At 37.7% G+C, this 17,029-nt stretch carries 14 protein-coding genes; 6 read left to right on the top strand and 8 right to left on the bottom strand.

The window, feature by feature from the left end; genetic code table 11:
• Nucleotides 1-206: 206 nt before the first annotated feature.
• The 8 genes from WYK_RS12055 to dnaA form a co-directional block, all read right to left on the bottom strand.
• Entirely contained in the window at nucleotides 207-1,280 is a 1,074-nt protein-coding gene (locus WYK_RS12055; RefSeq protein ID WP_040374728.1) for an HD-GYP domain-containing protein, read from the bottom strand.
• 145 nt (nucleotides 1,281-1,425) lie between these two features.
• On the bottom strand, nucleotides 1,426-3,999 hold the full coding sequence (gene gyrA / locus WYK_RS12050) for a DNA gyrase subunit A (RefSeq protein WP_040374727.1): 2,574 nt from the start codon (nucleotides 3,997-3,999) through the stop codon (nucleotides 1,426-1,428).
• Between the two features lie 81 nt (nucleotides 4,000-4,080).
• On the bottom strand, nucleotides 4,081-6,003 hold the full coding sequence (gene gyrB / locus WYK_RS12045) for a DNA topoisomerase (ATP-hydrolyzing) subunit B (protein WP_040374726.1): 1,923 nt from the start codon (nucleotides 6,001-6,003) through the stop codon (nucleotides 4,081-4,083).
• Nucleotides 6,004-6,077: 74 nt separating this feature from the next.
• A complete protein-coding gene (gene remB, locus WYK_RS12040; protein WP_040374725.1) occupies nucleotides 6,078-6,329 on the bottom strand; it encodes an extracellular matrix regulator RemB in 252 nt (83 codons plus the stop codon).
• 12 nt (nucleotides 6,330-6,341) lie between these two features.
• Nucleotides 6,342-7,460 (bottom strand): DNA replication/repair protein RecF, encoded by a 1,119-nt coding sequence (recF, locus tag WYK_RS12035; RefSeq protein ID WP_040374724.1) that lies wholly within the window; start codon nucleotides 7,458-7,460, stop codon nucleotides 6,342-6,344.
• A gap of 21 nt (nucleotides 7,461-7,481) precedes the next feature.
• Complete coding sequence (gene yaaA, locus WYK_RS12030) at nucleotides 7,482-7,700, bottom strand: S4 domain-containing protein YaaA (RefSeq protein ID WP_152526462.1); 219 nt, start codon at nucleotides 7,698-7,700, stop codon at nucleotides 7,482-7,484.
• Between the two features lie 181 nt (nucleotides 7,701-7,881).
• The gene (gene dnaN / locus WYK_RS12025; protein WP_040374723.1) at nucleotides 7,882-9,018 is read right to left on the bottom strand and encodes a DNA polymerase III subunit beta; all 1,137 of its coding nucleotides are present in this window, start codon (nucleotides 9,016-9,018) and stop codon (nucleotides 7,882-7,884) included.
• A 199-nt stretch (nucleotides 9,019-9,217) separates the two neighbouring features.
• Nucleotides 9,218-10,567, bottom strand: a complete 1,350-nt coding sequence (gene dnaA / locus WYK_RS12020; protein WP_040374722.1) for a chromosomal replication initiator protein DnaA — start codon at nucleotides 10,565-10,567, stop codon at nucleotides 9,218-9,220.
• 678 nt (nucleotides 10,568-11,245) lie between these two features.
• On the opposite strand from dnaA, the gene rpmH reads away from it, so the two are divergent.
• The 6 genes from rpmH (at nucleotide 11,246) to mnmG (ending at nucleotide 17,008) form a co-directional block, all read left to right on the top strand.
• Nucleotides 11,246-11,380, top strand: coding sequence for a 50S ribosomal protein L34 (gene rpmH, locus WYK_RS12015; RefSeq protein ID WP_040374721.1), 135 nt, complete (start codon nucleotides 11,246-11,248; stop codon nucleotides 11,378-11,380).
• Nucleotides 11,381-11,465: 85 nt separating this feature from the next.
• Entirely contained in the window at nucleotides 11,466-11,822 is a 357-nt protein-coding gene (gene rnpA, locus WYK_RS12010; RefSeq protein WP_040374720.1) for a ribonuclease P protein component, read from the top strand.
• 168 nt (nucleotides 11,823-11,990) lie between these two features.
• Nucleotides 11,991-12,779, top strand: a complete 789-nt coding sequence (spoIIIJ, locus tag WYK_RS12005; RefSeq protein ID WP_040374719.1) for a YidC family membrane integrase SpoIIIJ — start codon at nucleotides 11,991-11,993, stop codon at nucleotides 12,777-12,779.
• Entirely contained in the window at nucleotides 12,776-13,402 is a 627-nt protein-coding gene (gene jag, locus WYK_RS12000) for an RNA-binding cell elongation regulator Jag/EloR (protein ID WP_040374718.1), read from the top strand. The genes spoIIIJ and jag overlap by 4 nt, the downstream gene beginning before the upstream one ends.
• A gap of 314 nt (nucleotides 13,403-13,716) precedes the next feature.
• Nucleotides 13,717-15,099, top strand: coding sequence for a tRNA uridine-5-carboxymethylaminomethyl(34) synthesis GTPase MnmE (mnmE, locus tag WYK_RS11995; protein ID WP_040374717.1), 1,383 nt, complete (start codon nucleotides 13,717-13,719; stop codon nucleotides 15,097-15,099).
• A 22-nt stretch (nucleotides 15,100-15,121) separates the two neighbouring features.
• A complete protein-coding gene (mnmG, locus tag WYK_RS11990) occupies nucleotides 15,122-17,008 on the top strand; it encodes a tRNA uridine-5-carboxymethylaminomethyl(34) synthesis enzyme MnmG (RefSeq protein WP_040374716.1) in 1,887 nt (628 codons plus the stop codon).
• The last annotated feature ends 21 nt before the right edge of the window (nucleotides 17,009-17,029 follow it).

Raw genomic sequence — 17,029 nt, 5'->3', positions numbered from 1 at the left:
GTAAGTATAATACTTACGTGTTTCGATGTCAACAATTATTTTTAACTTCCTTGTCGACTTAGTTATTATATCTAGGATACGAAGGAATTGCAAGACTTATTTTCTCTATGGTTACTATTTTAATAAACAAGGAAGAATAAGCTGAGATTAGCTGCCAGAGTTACGGAAAAAGAAAGAAAATCTGCTTACCAATACACAGATCTTCTTTACATAATTTCTTCTATAAACAATTCTCTATTTCTATCTAAGTAAAGTAATTCGCTGGAATCAAGTAATTTAACTAAGGGTCTAGTCTGTGCATTTTCATCAATGAATATAATTTCTGCTGCTGAGCCGTTTGATAATCTAACTTTACTGCCTATCGCATAATTTGCAATACCAGCAAGAAGGATTTTAATAACAGATATATCAAATTTTCCGAAGTCATCATGAAGGATCATTTCCATTACCTTAAACGGTGATTGCTTTTTACGGTAGCTTCTTTCAGAGGTCATCGCATGATACACATCTGCTACAGCGACTACTCTTGAAAATGCATGAGGAGTTGTTCCATGCTTTCCTGTTGGATACCCACTACCATCCAGCCTTTCATGATGCTGTAGAATGGCATACTTGACTGTCTCTTTTAGGATCGATGTGCTTTGCAGCATTCGAAGACTGTATATAGGATGTTTCCGTACCTCTTCATACTCTTGTGCAGTTAATGCGGTTTTCTTATCAAGAATACTTGGAGATATCTTGGCCATTCCACAATCAACTAAACAACCCGCCATTGTGATTTGAATAACATCACCAACATCAAACTTTTTCTTCTGTGCAATGTATCCGCTGATTAAGCCGACCGAAATAGCATGATGATATAAATAGTCTTCTTTCGTGCAGTAATGATGGAGCGAAAAAATCACAGATGGGTTATTAAGTGCCTTTTTAAGCAGTGGAATCATGATTTCTCTAATCTTTGCAACCTCTACCTTACTCCCCGCTTGCCAGTTTTTAAAGTATTGTTTATAAATTTGAACTGTTTTTAAATAATTAGTAATAAAAGAAGGTTCTTCTTTAAGATCTTCTTTTTCTTCATCAATCACTTCTCGTGGATGGTATTGCTGTCCATTTATCAATGTCTTTTCTACACTTACTTCACTTATCAGAAATGCTTTAAGTACATTTAACATTTCAGTATCTAAAATTGTTTTTTTATTAATAATGGGATTTCCTATTCTGCCGACAATATCTTTACTAAGAATACAGCCCTCAACTAAATAATGAGTCTTAACCCTCATAGTCATCACCTCTATGCTATTCATTACCATAATATTACTGTATTTAGGTCGAATTGACTATAATTTTATCTAGTTCTTTATTACTAAATCCTGCACAAAATAAAATGAGGCTGTCCTTTTAGGGACAGCCTCACTAATTTTGTATTTACTCTTCTTCTTCGTCCATAGACTGATTAGTGTCATTGTCTTCAGGATTAGAGTCTAGTTCAGTAGAGTCAGTTTCTGTTGATTCAACTGGTAAAACAGTTTCCACTTCAGAAATATCTTCAATCAGGTCTTTTTCTTCTTCACGTTCAATCATAGCTACAGTAGAAACATATTCATTTTCTGATGCCTCAAGACGAATTAATTTCACACCCTGAGTATTACGGCCAGTTTTTGAAATATCCTCTACTGCCATTCTTATTAATACACCTGCAGCTGTAATCAGCATGAGATCTTCTTCGCCGCTTACGGTTTTAAGAGCAATAAGTTCACCATTCTTTTCCGTAACGTTGCAGGTTTTAATTCCTACGCCTCCACGGGTTTGAATACGATACTCTTCTGCTGGCGTCCGTTTACCATAACCGTGCTTGGTAACAATTAGAACTTCTTCACTCTCTTCAAGAATTTCCATCCCAATTACTTCGTCGCCCTCACGTAAGGATATTCCTTTAACGCCAGCTGCTGTCCGTCCCATTGAACGTACATCGGTTTCATGGAAACGAATCATCATTCCGTCTTTCGTACCAATAGCAATGTGTTTATCACCATTAGTTAAACGAACCGAAATTAATTCATCGTCTTCACGAAGACCAACAGCAATCAACCCATTGTTACGGATATGAGCAAAGGATGATAATGGTGAACGTTTGGAAATTCCGTGTTTAGTAGTAAAGAATAAACTCCAATCATCTACGAATTCCTTGACTGGAATAATAGCATTTACCCACTCACCTTTTTCAATTTCAATCAAATTGATTAATGGCAAGCCTTTAGCAGTACGACCGTATTCAGGAATTTCATACCCTTTTGCTCGATATACTTTCCCCTTATTCGTAAAGAATAGAAGTGTATCATGAGTAGAAGTCGTTAATAAATGGCCAACAAAATCGTCTTCATTGGTTCCCATTCCTTGTATTCCTCTGCCCCCGCGTTTTTGACTGCGGTATGTGGAGACAGGCAGACGTTTAATATAACCATTATGTGTCAATGTCACGATAATGTTTTCTTGAGGAATTAAATCTTCATCTTCAAGATGTTCAAATCCGCCCATTATAATTTCTGTCCGTCTTGGATTACTAAAGCGGTCTTTTATTTCAATAAGTTCCTCACGAATGATTTCAAGAAGCTTTTCTTCATTAGCAAGAATTTCTTTATATTCTGCAATTTGTGCCATTAGAGCTTGGTATTCCTCTTCAATTTTCTCTCTTTCTAACCCAGTTAAGCGTTGTAGACGCATATCTAAAATTGCTTGGGCTTGTTTATCAGAAAGGGAAAATTGCTCCATTAATCCGTTACGAGCAATATCAGTCGTTTGTGAAGCACGAATTAATGCAATAACTGCATCTAAATTATCAAGGGCAATCCGTAATCCTTCTAGAATATGAGCTCGTGCTTCAGCTTTACGTAATTCATATTCTGTTCTGCGGCGAATCACTACTTTTTGATGTTCAAGATAATGATACAGACATTCCTTAAGATTAAGCACTTTAGGCTGTCCATCAACTAAAGCAAGAAGATTCACGCCAAATGTTGTCTGCATCGCTGTGTGTTTATATAGATTGTTCAAGAGAACACTTGCGTTTGCATCTTTGCGGATTTCCATAACAATCCGCATTCCATTACGGTCAGACTCATCTCTTAAGTCTGTGATGCCATCTATTTTCTTATCGCGGGCTAGTTCAGCAATTTTTTCTATGAGTCGTGCTTTATTAACTTGATAAGGAATTTCCTTAACCAAAATAACTTGTTTTCCATTCGCTTTTTCTTCAATTTCTACTCTTGCCCGTTGAAGGATTGACCCTTTTCCGGTTTCATAGGCTTTTCTAATTCCACTGCGGCCTAATATGAGGGCTGCTGTCGGGAAATCAGGACCTGGAATAATCTCCGTCAGTTCTGAAATAGTGATTTCTGGATCTTTACTTAAAGCAAGGACCCCATCAATCACTTCTCCTAAGTTATGAGGAGGAATATTTGTGGCCATACCTACCGCGATTCCAGAAGAACCATTCACTAATAAATTGGGAAAACGTGCAGGCATAACGACGGGTTCTTTTTCAGAGCCATCATAGTTTTCCTGGTAATCAACGGTATCTTTATTCAGGTCACGGAGTAGTTCCATAGATATTTTTGATAATCTTGCTTCCGTATAACGCATCGCTGCTGCCTGATCACCATCGACCGAACCAAAATTCCCGTGGCCATCGACGAGCATATGCCGGTAGTTAAAGGGTTGTGCCATACGCACCATTGTTTCATAAACAGCTGAGTCACCATGCGGATGATACTTACCAATAACTTCACCAACAATACGTGCAGATTTCTTAAATGGTTTATCAGAAGTCATCCCGAGGTCATTCATAGCATATAAAATTCTTCGGTGTACCGGCTTTAATCCGTCCCTTACATCAGGCAAAGCCCGGGATACAATAACACTCATTGCATAATCTAAGAAAGATGTACGCATTTCAGTACTTATATTTATATCTTTAACATTTGAACGTTCATTTTCTGACATGGAGCCAACCTCCTTTTATAAAACTCAATCTAGGTCCTTGGGACACTATGTAAAGAACAGGATAGAATATCCTGTTCTAAATTAAACATCAAGATTCTTAACGTAGATTGCATTTTCCTCGATAAAGTTACGACGAGGTTCTACTTTATCACCCATGAGCATTTCAAAAGTTTCATCCGCTTCAATGGCATCCGTAAGGCTGACCTGAAGAAGGGTCCTTGTATCTGGATTCATCGTCGTTTCCCAAAGCTGCTCTGGATTCATTTCACCTAGTCCTTTATAACGCTGTAAGTTAGGCTTAGGCTGTGCTGGAAGCGATGCAAGGATTTCCTCCAGCTGTTTGTCATTATACGCATACTCAACCCGTTTTCCCTGTTGAATTTTAAAGAGGGGCGGCTGAGCGATATAAATATAGCCGTATTCAATAATTTTTCGCATATAACGGTAAAAGAACGTTAACATCAATGTCCGAATATGTGCACCATCGACATCGGCATCTGTCATAATGACAATTTTATGATATCTAGCTTTTTCAATATTGAATTCTTCACCAATTCCTGTGCCTAAGGCAGTGATAATTGTCCCAATTTCAATATTGTGAAGGATACGATCTAAACGTGCTTTCTCAACGTTTAAGATTTTCCCTCTAAGCGGCAGAATAGCTTGGAAGTGCCGATCCCGTCCTTGTTTCGCAGATCCTCCTGCGGAGTTTCCTTCTACAATGTAGATTTCACTGATAGATGGATCCTTAGATGAACAATCTGCAAGCTTACCAGGTAAACTAGAAACCTCTAATGCACTCTTACGTCTCGTTAATTCACGTGCCTTTTTCGCTGCAAGGCGTGCTCTGGTTGCCATAAGGCCTTTTTCAACTACTTTTTTTGCAACAGAAGGATTTTCATATAAAAACGCATCTAATCGTTCAGAGAGAATTGAGTCAGAGACCGTCCTCGCTTCTGAATTTCCAAGTTTCGTTTTGGTTTGGCCTTCAAACTGCGGATCAGGATGCTTGATAGAAATAATGGCAGTTAAGCCTTCACGAACGTCATCTCCTGAGAAGTTTGTGTCCGCTTCTTTAAGCAATCCATTCTTACGTGCATAGTCATTAATAACTCGAGTTAGGGCAGTTTTAAATCCGGATTCATGTGTTCCGCCTTCATAGGTATGGATGTTATTCGCAAATGAGAATAAATTGCTGATGTATCCATCATTGTATTGAAGAGCTATTTCCACGGAAATACCGTCTTTTTCACCTTCCATGAAAATAGGTTCTTCATGTAAAACGACTTTTGAGCGGTTTAAATGTTCTACATACGAACTAATACCGCCTTCGTAATGAAACTCGGCTGTTTTATCTTCTTCACGCTTATCTTCAAGAATCAATTTTAAGCCTTTGTTTAAGAAAGCCAGTTCTCTCATTCGAGTTGCCAGCGTATCAAATTCAAACTCTAATGTTTCAGTAAAGATTTCTCCGTCTGGAATAAAGTGAATGGTCGTACCTGTATGATCTGAATCACCAACAATGGCCAGATCTTCCTGCGGAACTCCGCGCATGAATTTTTGGTAATAAATATGTCCATCTCTATGAACATACACTTCTAATACACTTGAAAGGGCATTAACAACAGAAGCACCAACACCGTGCAAGCCGCCAGAAACCTTATATCCTCCACCGCCGAATTTACCCCCGGCATGAAGAACGGTCATAATAACTTCTACAGCCGGACGTCCCATTTTTTCATGAATCCCTACTGGAATACCGCGGCCATTATCAACAACAGTAATGCTGTTGTCTTCTTCTATGGTTACTTTAATTTCAGAACAGTAACCTGCAAGCGCTTCGTCAATGCTGTTATCTACAATTTCCCATACAAGATGATGAAGGCCTTTTGAAGAAGTGGTACCAATATACATTCCCGGCCGTTTACGAACAGCTTCTAGACCTTCTAATACCTGTATCTGATTCTCATCATAGCTTTCCACTTCCGTATGTTTTTGTTCCATTGTCACACCATATCACCTACACTTTTCTATTGGCATTTTAGTAACTTGTTTTGGTTTTTGTTTGGTTGTGCCATCTATTCATCAAATGAAATTGCTTTTTGCAATGATCTTTTTTTTAATGTTCCAGAAGCTAGGGGGGAATAATAAACATGGTTATCTGTAATCACGATGGACTTGATAGAGTTCTTAGCTAGATTAACAATTTTATCTGCTTTTCGCTCAAGAAACTCATGAGTAAAAGGGGAACAATCAAGCAATTGTTTATCTAAAATAGCAATTACCTCATCGGTTTTAACAAGAATGTCCTCACCAATGTGAAGATACATAAGTTCACCTCATCATTTGACTTGTATGACATTTCCCTGGTGCACCGTAAAGGTTGATGCACCGCGCAAGGTTTGATGGTCAATTCCATCAACAGAGGTAGTGGTTACAAAGGTTTGTACTTTTCCTTGAATCGTATTAAGCAGATGTGATTGGCGATAATCATCCAGTTCAGATAAAACATCATCGAGTAATAGAATTGGATATTCGTCAATTTCTGCATGTATCAATTCAATTTCAGCAAGCTTCAGTGAAAGAGCTGTTGTTCGCTGCTGTCCTTGTGACCCAAAGGTTTGAACATCTCTGCCATTGACAAAGAAAGCTAAGTCATCTCGATGAGGTCCTGCCAATGTAACACCACGTTCAATTTCTCTTGTTCTCACCTTGGAAAATTTATCTTCAAATACTTCTATCATTTTCGTCAAATCCATAGATTCTGATACATCAAGGGAAGGTTTATACTGGATTTTCAACTTTTCCAGATTTCTCGAAATTCCAGAATGAATCGGTTCAGCCCAATTTTGAAGTAAATGCAGAAACCTATACCTTCTCTCGACAATTTTCACTGCATAATGTATGAACTGTTCAGTTAAGACATCAAGCATAGCAGTATCCGTTTGTTTTCTTGTTTGAAGAAGCTTTAAGTAATGGTTTCTTTGGATAAGAATTTTATGATATTGACTCATATCATGAAGATAAACAGGCGAAACCTGGCCGATTTCCATATCAATGAACCGCCGTCTGACTTGTGGAGCTCCTTTTACCAAGTGAAGATCCTCCGGTGCAAACATAACGACATTCATATTTCCAACATACTGGCTTAGTTTTTTCTGTTCGATATGATTACATTTCGCTTTTTTACCTTTTTTGGAAATCGTTAATTCTAAAGGAATCGACGTAGTTTGTTTTCGAACCCGTCCTTCTATTTTAGCATATTCTTCATCCCAACGAATAAGATCTTTATCATTTGATGTCCGATGCGATTTAGCCATAGCTAAGACAAAAATTGATTCCATGACATTTGTTTTACCTTGTGCATTTTCGCCTAATATCACGTTGACCTTGTTTTCGAAAGAAAGCTCTAGGTTTTGATAATTTCGGTAGTTCCTTAAGGCTAAGTTTTCTATATACATAGTCGATACTTCCCTTTTACTTTAACGAGTAATGATGAATATTCCGATGTCTGGTATATCGATTATGTCACCCTCTCGTAATTTTCTGCCTCGACGGACATCGAATTCTTCATTGATGAAAACATCATTTTCACCTAGGAAGGCTTTGGCCATGCCGCCGCTTTGGATAATATCTGCCAGCTTTAAAAATTGTCCAAGCGTAATGTATTCAGTTTGGATCTGTATTTCAGTTATTTGCATTTCCTTCACTACCTTCAAAGTAATCTCTAATACTTTATTTTACTAAAAAAAAGACATTAAGACAAAGCATTGCCGATTTTTTAACTAAAAACAGGTAAAAAATTGTGTTTTACAAAGGTAACTACAGAAAAAAGGCCTGTTAATCAGACCTTTTCTCTGTAAAAAAGAATAATGTTTTAACTTAGTAAGTACGAACCGGAAGAATTAACTGCAGCATTGTATCGTCATGAATAGAGCGAATTACAAATGGGCGCATAGCACCTGTGAAATTAATTTTGATATCCGTACCCTCCAGCGCTTTTAATGCATCCATAACAAATTTTGCACTGAAAGATATTTTCAACTCATCACCTTCAATGAGTTCTGCTTGAACTTCTTCCACGACTTTACCAATTTCCGGTGTATTAGAAGAAACCTCAATGACTCCTCCTGGAAGAGTTGAAAGTTTGACAACATTGTTTCGTCCTTCTCTTGCTAGTAAAGATGCACGATCAATAGCTTTTAAAAATTCTTTTGCATGAACGATCACATCTGTCTTACTTTCTGAAGGAATTAAACGGGATGTATCTGGATAGTTGCCCTCTAATAATCTTGAGAAGAACAATAAATTTTTTGCTTTAAACAGCACTTGGTTTTCCGTAATAACCATTTCAATAATTTCGTTGTTATCATCAAGTATTTTGCTTAGCTCATTTAAACTTTTCCCTGGAATAACCACACTAGTAGGATCCGTTAGTTTACTTTCAATAGGCGCTTTTCTCATTGCCAGCCTGTGACTGTCTGTTGCAATACAGGTTAACTCTTCGTTTTGAACCTCCAACTTTACACCTGTCAAGATGGGGCGTGTTTCTGAGGTGGACACTGCAAACACAGTTTGACGGATTAAAGATTTCAAAAGATCAGCTGGTATTTTAATAATATTTTCTTCTTCAATAAGCGGCAGGTGCGGATACTCTTCAGCATCTAAGCCATTTAAATTAAATTCAGCTTTACCTGAACGAATGGTCGTTTGAAAATTATTATGAACTTCGATTTCAACTGTCTCCATAGGTAACTTTTTAATGATTTCACCGAAAAAGCGTGCATTTAGAACAATAGCTCCACTTTCTTTTACTTCAACAATTTCATGTTCATCTTCTTCAACAGGTATAAATGATTGGATAGAAATATCTGAATCACTACCTGTCAATGTTAAACCTTCTGAATCTGCCGTTAATTTGATCCCAGTTAAAATTGGAATAGTTGTTCGGGAGGTTACAGCTTTCATGACTTCATTGACGCTTTGAATAAGACGATCACGCTGGATAATAAATTTCATTTTACATCCTCCTAAAATAGAGTGCATTTTTCGTTTTTAGCCGCATATATATATAATATTTTTTATTTAAAAGATAGTAGTAATAGTAGTAGGGCTTGTGGATATGTGGATAACCCTTGAAAAGCCAAGGAAAAACAGTCTATCCACATGTGGACAGACTGTGTGTAAATGCAAGCAAGTTATACACAGTTTCCAGAGCTTATACCCTGAGCTGTTCTTGGATTTCTTTTACTTGTCTTTGCAGTTGTGAATCGGTTTGAAGCAGCTTCGATATTTTTTCGTGTGCATGAATAACAGTCGTATGATCTCGTCCTCCAAATTCATCACCAATCTTAGGAAGTGAGAAATCAGTCAGCTCTCTAGATAAGTACATAGCAATTTGACGAGGGAAAGCGACTGTCTTTGTTCGTTTTTTAGCCTTAAAATCTTCAAGTTTAATACTATAATGCTGACCAACCGTTTTTTGTATATCAAGGATGGTAATAATTCTCGGCTTAGAGCTTGGAATGATATCTTTTAGTGCTTCTGCAGCTAAGTCGGCATTAATATCTTTATTTATTAAGGAAGAGTACGCAACAACACGAATAAGGGCACCTTCAAGTTCACGAATATTGGAATCAATTTGATTGGCAATGTAAAGCATAGCTTCGTTAGGGATATCCAATCCTTCGGCTTTTGCTTTTTTACGAAGAATGGCAATCCGAGTTTCTAGATCAGGTGGTGTGATATCTGTAATCAGGCCCCATTCAAATCTAGAACGCAGACGATCTTCCAGTGTAGGAATTTCTTTTGGGGGCCGATCACTAGAAATAACAATTTGTTTACTTTCTTCATGAAGAGCATTAAACGTATGGAAAAATTCTTCCTGTGTCTGTTCTTTTCCAGCTAAGAATTGAATATCATCGATTAAAAGGACATCAACGCTGCGATATTTATCTCGGAATTCTCCTGCTTTATTGTCACGAATTGAGTTAATGAACTCATTCGTAAATTTTTCGGAAGATAAATATACTACTTTTGCACGAGGATTATGCTCGAGTACATAATGACCAATGGCATGCATAAGGTGAGTCTTTCCTAGACCAACCCCTCCGTAGATAAACAGTGGATTATAAGCTTTGGCAGGTGCTTCGGCAACAGCAAGTGAAGCAGCATGAGCAAAACGGTTTCCAGATCCAATAACAAAAGTATCGAATGTGTTTTTTGTATTCAACATAGATTGGTTAAAATCATTTTGAGCATTCTCATTTTTTTTGCGTTTCTTTCCGGGTGCAGGAACAATGAACTCATCATCTTCCTGGTTAGAGGGGATAATAAATTTAACTTCCAGCTCTTCGCCGGTTAATTCTAATAATACTTCGGAGATAAGATGAGAATAGCGCTCTTCCAGCCAGTCTCGTGCAAATTCATTTGGAGCGGTAACTGTCAATATATCTCCTTGAAGCATATAAGCTTTAGTAGATTTTAACCACGTTTCAAAACTCGGTTTGCTAATCTTCTTTTCCATTTTAGATAGAGATTGGTTCCATAAACTATCGATGTTTTCCAAGACAATCCCTCCTTTACAAAATTCTTTTAAAAAAATATAAAAAAGGACAGATTAATCGACTTCTGCCTTGCATACTCGACAATGATACATACTTCATTTTTTTGCTGTACAACCATTGTACAGGAGGAAGTAAGCTAATTTTAATAAATAGGATAAATATTCATCAACAGGTATAGGAGAAAATATATAATAAGGAAGAAAAACAGTTTTCGACATTATCCACCGTTTGTGGACAACAGATTATCCACAGCCGGAAAAATCTATCCACATGTTATTAACAATCTGTGGATAACTTATTTTATCATCGCTAGTTATCCAGAGTGAAAACACAAATATAATATCAGATATTCGCACTAGTTGCAATGGCTTAGAAAAGTTTATCCACAAGTTTGACAAGCTGTGGGAAAAACTTTTCCACAGCCAAATACTATGTGTAAAAGGTATTTGAAAAGCCTGTGGATAATAAAAAATGTGTCGAAAAACTATCCACAGGGAGGTGGAATAAGAATATACCTGGTGGTTTTCATTTAGGTTAGTTGAGAATGATCAACCAAAGTTCTTAGCTGAAGATTTATAGCGTCCGATATTAATTTTAAGGAAAGGTTGACATTTTACTGGGTTGGTCTATATAATTATCTAGACTGTCTTTAACTGTTATTCCTCAGGGAGGTGTCATAAATGAAACGTACGTATCAACCAAATAAGCGTAAGCATAGTAAAGTTCATGGTTTCCGTAGCCGTATGAGCTCGAAAACTGGACGTAGAGTTATAGCTGCACGTCGCCGCAAAGGCAGAAAAGTATTATCTGCATAGATCACTGAAAAATTTCAGTGGTCTTTTTTTCTCATAATAAGCGGTTCTTAATTTGTCCCAATTAAGGTTATTGAAGGTGTAAAGCATGAAAAAAAAGCTAAGAATAAAAAAGAATGATGAATTCCAGCTGGCTTTTAAAAAGGGTGAGTCATTCGCTAATAGACAATTCGTTGTCTATGTCCTTGAAAAGCCGGATCAGGATTATTTTAGAATCGGTCTTTCCGTGAGCAAGAAAATTGGGAATGCTGTGGTCCGTGTTCAAGTGAAAAGATATGTTAGGCAATCTTTTTTAGAATTAAAGGAAAACATCCAAACCGGTAAGGATTATGTGGTAATTGCCCGTAAACCAGCAGCTGATATGGGATTTTCTGAAGTGAAAAGCAGCTTAACACATGTGCTAAAGCGGTCTGATTCGCTTACTTTCCAATCCAAAAAAAGATAATATCCTTTATATAGGCTTAAAGACTAAAACATAGATAAAGCTTTTTGGGAGTGCTTCTTAAATAAGAATCCCTTTTGGGACAACCATCAGAATCCAGGGCGCCTTGCTTCCTGGATTCTGAATTGAGTTTTTTTATCAGATTGTTTTGAAGATTGGAGGAAATTACGGTTGAAGAAAAGAATCATACTTATAATGGCTTTGGCATCGATTACGATGTTATTAGCAGGTTGTACCGAGATCAATCAACCAATTGATTCAAGCAGCAGTGGTTTTTGGAATGAATACATTGTCTATCCATTATCCAAAGTGATTATTTGGTTTTCCGAATTACTAGGTAATAGTTACGGATTAGGATTAATCGTCGTTACGCTCATAATTCGTTTTGCAATGCTCCCTTTAATGATCAAACAAACCAAAAGTTCAAAAGCTATGCAGGCTATTCAGCCTGAAATGAAAGAACTTAAAGATAAGTACGCCTCTAAGGACGCAGCAACTCAACAAAAGCTTCAGCAAGAAACGATGGCACTCTTCAAGAAATATAATGTTAATCCCCTTGCAGGCTGTTTCCCGTTGATTGTCCAAATGCCGATTTTAATTGGGTTTTACCATGCAATCAGCCGTACAGCGGAGATTTCTAAGCATAGCTTCCTTTGGTTTGATTTAGGTAATCCAGATCCAATTTACCTATTGCCAATTATTGCGGGTATTACGACCTTCATTCAACAGAAAATCACAATGGCTGGTACTCAGTCCAATCCGCAAATGGCTACACAAATGACAATGATGCTTTATATCATGCCGGTTATGATTTTGATTTTTGCAATTAAGTTCCCAGCTGCTCTTTCATTATATTGGGTAGTCGGTAATATCTTTATGATTGTTCAAACATTAGTCATTAAAGGTCCAGATATGAAAAAATTAGCTGCCGAAAATGCGGGAGGAGCAAAGAAAAAGTGAAACAGGTAACTGCTGCAGGACAATCTGTCGAGGACGCAGTCGCATCTGCTTTAGCTCAATTGAACACCACTAGAGATAATGTCGAAATTGAAGTAGTCGATCAAGGAAAAAAAGGGTTTCTAGGCTGGATTGGTGCCAGAAAAGCAGTCGTTCGTGCTTCATTGCTGCCGGATCCTGTCGAGGAAGCTTGTCAATTTCTGAAGAATATTAGCGAAAAAATGAATGTTCAATCTGAAATTACGGTAAAAAGGGAAGGAAAAGTGGTTACCTTTCATTTATCCGGTGAAAAAATTGCCTTATTAATCGGCAAGAGAGGTCAAACATTAAATTCGCTTCAATATTTAACCCAGCTTGTCGCAAATCGACATTCTAAACAGTATATTACGATAATAGTCGATGCTGAAGGGTATCGGCAAAGGCGGAATGATACGCTGATCCAATTAGCTGAAAGAATGGCAGATAAAGCACATAAGTCTGGGAAAGAAGTTTCTCTTGAACCGATGCCTTCATATGAACGAAAGATTATTCATACGGCACTTTTGAAAAATCCGAAAATCAAAACGACATCTAGTGGTACAGAACCTTTCCGTCATTTAATCATTTCTCCAAAAAATAAAGCCTAAAAAGGTCCCTCTGCCAATGGCAGAAGGACCTTTTTCATATTTCAGTCAGCGTTTGCTGAGAAAAGCAGAAAAGGGAACAGTTTCCGGCCTGTTGTTATTCACATGTGGATAAGTTAAAATAAACTAGCTGCATTCTTAAAAACATGTGGATAACTTGGAATAAGCATAGGGTTATCTGCTTTTTTTCATAGTGTTACTATGGTATTGTAGTAATTTAGGGTTCAATTAAAGCTTTTTATTTAAATAGATAATTACATGGTTGTAAGCTCCTGACGATAGTCGTGAACTTCTAACTAAAACGAGGTGAAAGACAAATGGAATTTGATACAATTACAGCTATTTCTACGCCGATGGGAGAAGGTGCGATTGCCATTGTAAGGATTAGTGGAGATGATGCCTATCAAATTGCTGATTCCATCTACCGTGGTCCAGGGAATAAAAGATTAGAAGATGCTGATTCGCATACGATTCATTATGGTCATTTAGTCAATCCTAAAACGGAAGAAACAGTGGAAGAAGTAATGGTTTCTATCATGAAGGGTCCGAAAACTTTTACCCGTGAAGATGTAGTAGAAATCAACTGTCATGGAGGAATCGTTTCAGTGAATCGTGTCCTGCAGTTGGTTCTTTCTCGAGGAGCTAGATTGGCCGAGCCTGGTGAATTTACGAAGCGGGCTTTTTTAAATGGACGGATAGATCTTTCACAGGCAGAAGCCGTAATGGATTTAATTCGTGCAAAAACAGATAAAGCAATGAATGTTGCATTAGGACAAATGGAGGGAAGGCTTTCGCAGCTTATCCGTCGATTACGACAAGAAATTTTGCAAACCCTCGCACAGGTCGAGGTTAATATAGATTATCCGGAGTATGATGACGTTGAAGAAATGACTCACCGTTTATTTTTAGAAAAAGCTTATTTCGTGAAAACAGAAATAGAAAAAATTCTAAATACTTCTGAGCAGGGAAAGATATTACGTGATGGATTATCAACCGTTATTATTGGGAGACCAAACGTTGGGAAATCTTCTTTGCTTAATAGCTTAGTACATGAAAATAAAGCGATTGTAACCGATATTCCAGGTACGACACGGGATGTTATTGAAGAGTATGTAAATGTAAGAGGCGTTCCACTAAAATTGGTTGATACAGCCGGCATTCGTGAAACGGAAGATATCGTTGAAAGAATTGGTGTTGAGCGTTCGCGTGCGGTTTTGAAGGAAGCAGATTTGATCCTGCTTGTTTTAAATAATTCAGCTGAGCTGACACATGAAGATGAATTGTTATTTGAAGCAATTGAAGGCATGGATGTTATTGTAATCATTAACAAAACAGATCTTCCTAGGAAGATTGACCTCGATCAGGTTAAACAAATTGGTGCTAAACAAATTGTATCTACCTCTCTTCTAGAAGATCAAGGAATCGATGATTTAGAAGAAGCGATTGCGTCATTGTTCTTTAAGGGTTCATTGGAATTAGGTGATCTTACGTATGTCTCGAATGCGCGTCATATTGCCTTATTGGGTCAAGCTTTACAAGCAATAGAATCATCCATTGAGGCGATTGAAGCGGGGATACCTATAGACTTAGTTCAAATTGATTTTACGAAAGCATGGGAACTGCTGGGCGAAATTATTGGTGAAAGTGTGCAAGATGGCTTAATCAATCAACTCTTTTCACAATTTTGTTTAGGTAAATAAAAAATAATAGGAGGGAAAAAGAATGCAATATGATGCTGGAAGTTATGATGTAATTGTCATTGGGGCAGGACATGCAGGAAGTGAAGCGGGTCTTGCGGCTGCTAGAGTTGGTGCTAAGACGTTAATGATTACGATTAACCTCGATATGGTTGCGTTTATGCCATGTAATCCGTCAGTCGGAGGCCCTGCAAAAGGAATTGTTGTTAGGGAAATTGACGCGTTAGGCGGAGAAATGGGAAAAAATATCGATAAAACCTATATCCAGATGAGAATGCTGAATACAGCAAAAGGTCCAGCTGTTCGTGCTTTACGAGCACAAGCAGATAAATTTTTATATCAGCAGGAAATGAAAAAAACTATTGAAAATGAACCGAACTTAACGCTGCTTCAAGGAATGGTCGAGGAGCTGATTGTTGAGGACGATGTTTGTACAGGTGTTATCACAAAAACGGGTGCCGTTTATCGAGCTAAAACAGTCGTGATTACGACAGGAACATTCTTGCGCGGAGAAATTATTCTTGGTGACTTGAAATATTCAAGCGGTCCCAATAATCAACAGCCATCCATTAGGCTTTCAGAGCATTTGCAGGAGCTGGGATTTGACTTGGTTCGTTTTAAAACAGGAACGCCGCCTCGGATTAACAGCCATACAATTGATTATAGTAAAACTGAGATCCAACCAGGTGATAAAGAACATCGTGCCTTTTCTTATGAAACAACGAAGTTTATTACGGATCAGCTGCCATGCTGGTTAACTTATACAAATGAGGAAACTCATAAGATTATTGATGATAATCTTCATCGTTCTCCCATGTATTCAGGTATGATTAAAGGAACCGGTCCTCGTTATTGTCCATCCATCGAAGATAAAATCGTTCGATTTAATGATAAGCCGCGTCATCAGATTTTCTTGGAACCAGAAGGACGTAATACGCAAGAAGTCTATGTACAAGGATTATCCACCAGTTTACCTGAAGAAGTTCAACATAAAATTCTTCGATCTATTCCCGGTCTGGAGAAAAGTGAAATGATGAGGGCTGGATATGCGATTGAGTATGATTCAATTGTTCCAACACAGCTATGGCCTACACTTGAAACGAAGAAGTTGAAAAACTTATATACAGCTGGTCAAATTAACGGAACTTCAGGTTATGAAGAAGCTGCAGGTCAAGGATTAATGGCCGGAATCAATGCAGGATTAAAGGCAATTGGAAAAGAAGAATTGATTCTTAGCCGTGCAGACGCCTATATTGGTGTGTTAATAGATGATCTTGTTACAAAAGGAACGAATGAGCCTTATCGACTTTTAACATCCCGGGCAGAATACCGTCTATTACTCCGCCATGATAATGCAGACCTTCGTTTAACAGAATTTGGTCATAAAATTGGCTTAATTAAAGAAGATCGTTATCAGTCATTCTGCTTAAAAAAAGCAGCGGTTGAAGCAGAAAAAGCCAGATTACAGTCAATTTTCATTAAACCAACTGAACAAGTACAGCAAATTGTAACAGAAGGCGGCGGCAGTGAGTTAAAGGATGGGATTCGTGCTTCCGACTTACTTAAGCGTCCAGAAATGAGTTACAGCCATATTAATCAGCTTATACCAAGTGAAATTGAGCTAGATGATGATGTAACTGAACAAGTAGAAATACAAATTAAGTATGAAGGGTATATTGAAAAGTCCCTTCAGCAAGTAGATCGGTTGAAAAAGATGGAAAACAAAAAAATACCGGTCAACATTGATTATGATGCCATTTCAGGATTGGCTACAGAGGCACGTCAAAAGCTAAAACAAGTGCTGCCGCTATCCATCGCTCAGGCATCAAGAATTTCAGGGGTTAATCCTGCAGACGTTTCAATATTACTTGTTTATTTAGAACAAGGGAAAATTGCGCGTGTTGAAGGATAAAAGACCTAAAAAGGATGTTTA

It is taken from the genome of Peribacillus psychrosaccharolyticus ATCC 23296, from assembly GCF_000305495.1.
Classification (GTDB): Bacteria; Bacillota; Bacilli; order Bacillales; family DSM-1321; genus Peribacillus; species Peribacillus psychrosaccharolyticus.
Note: the sequence above shows the minus strand (reverse complement) of the source record. Positions and strands in the feature narration are given on the sequence as shown.

Bases quoted from the DNA above. Each gene is read 5' to 3' on its own strand.
- recF (WP_040374724.1), bottom strand. From the start codon at position 7,460: ATGTATATAGAAAACTTAGCCTTAAGGAACTACCGAAATTATCAAAAC.
- rnpA (WP_040374720.1), top strand. From the start codon at position 11,466: ATGAAAAAAAAGCTAAGAATAAAAAAGAATGATGAATTCCAGCTGGCT.
- gyrA (WP_040374727.1), bottom strand. From the start codon at position 3,999: ATGTCAGAAAATGAACGTTCAAATGTTAAAGATATAAATATAAGTACT.
- gyrB (WP_040374726.1), bottom strand. From the start codon at position 6,003: ATGGAACAAAAACATACGGAAGTGGAAAGCTATGATGAGAATCAGATA.
- rpmH (WP_040374721.1), top strand. From the start codon at position 11,246: ATGAAACGTACGTATCAACCAAATAAGCGTAAGCATAGTAAAGTTCAT.
- WYK_RS12055 (WP_040374728.1), bottom strand. From the start codon at position 1,280: ATGAGGGTTAAGACTCATTATTTAGTTGAGGGCTGTATTCTTAGTAAA.
- mnmG (WP_040374716.1), top strand. From the start codon at position 15,122: ATGCAATATGATGCTGGAAGTTATGATGTAATTGTCATTGGGGCAGGA.
- mnmE (WP_040374717.1), top strand. From the start codon at position 13,717: ATGGAATTTGATACAATTACAGCTATTTCTACGCCGATGGGAGAAGGT.
- remB (WP_040374725.1), bottom strand. From the start codon at position 6,329: ATGTATCTTCACATTGGTGAGGACATTCTTGTTAAAACCGATGAGGTA.
- dnaN (WP_040374723.1), bottom strand. From the start codon at position 9,018: ATGAAATTTATTATCCAGCGTGATCGTCTTATTCAAAGCGTCAATGAA.
- yaaA (WP_152526462.1), bottom strand. From the start codon at position 7,700: ATGCAAATAACTGAAATACAGATCCAAACTGAATACATTACGCTTGGA.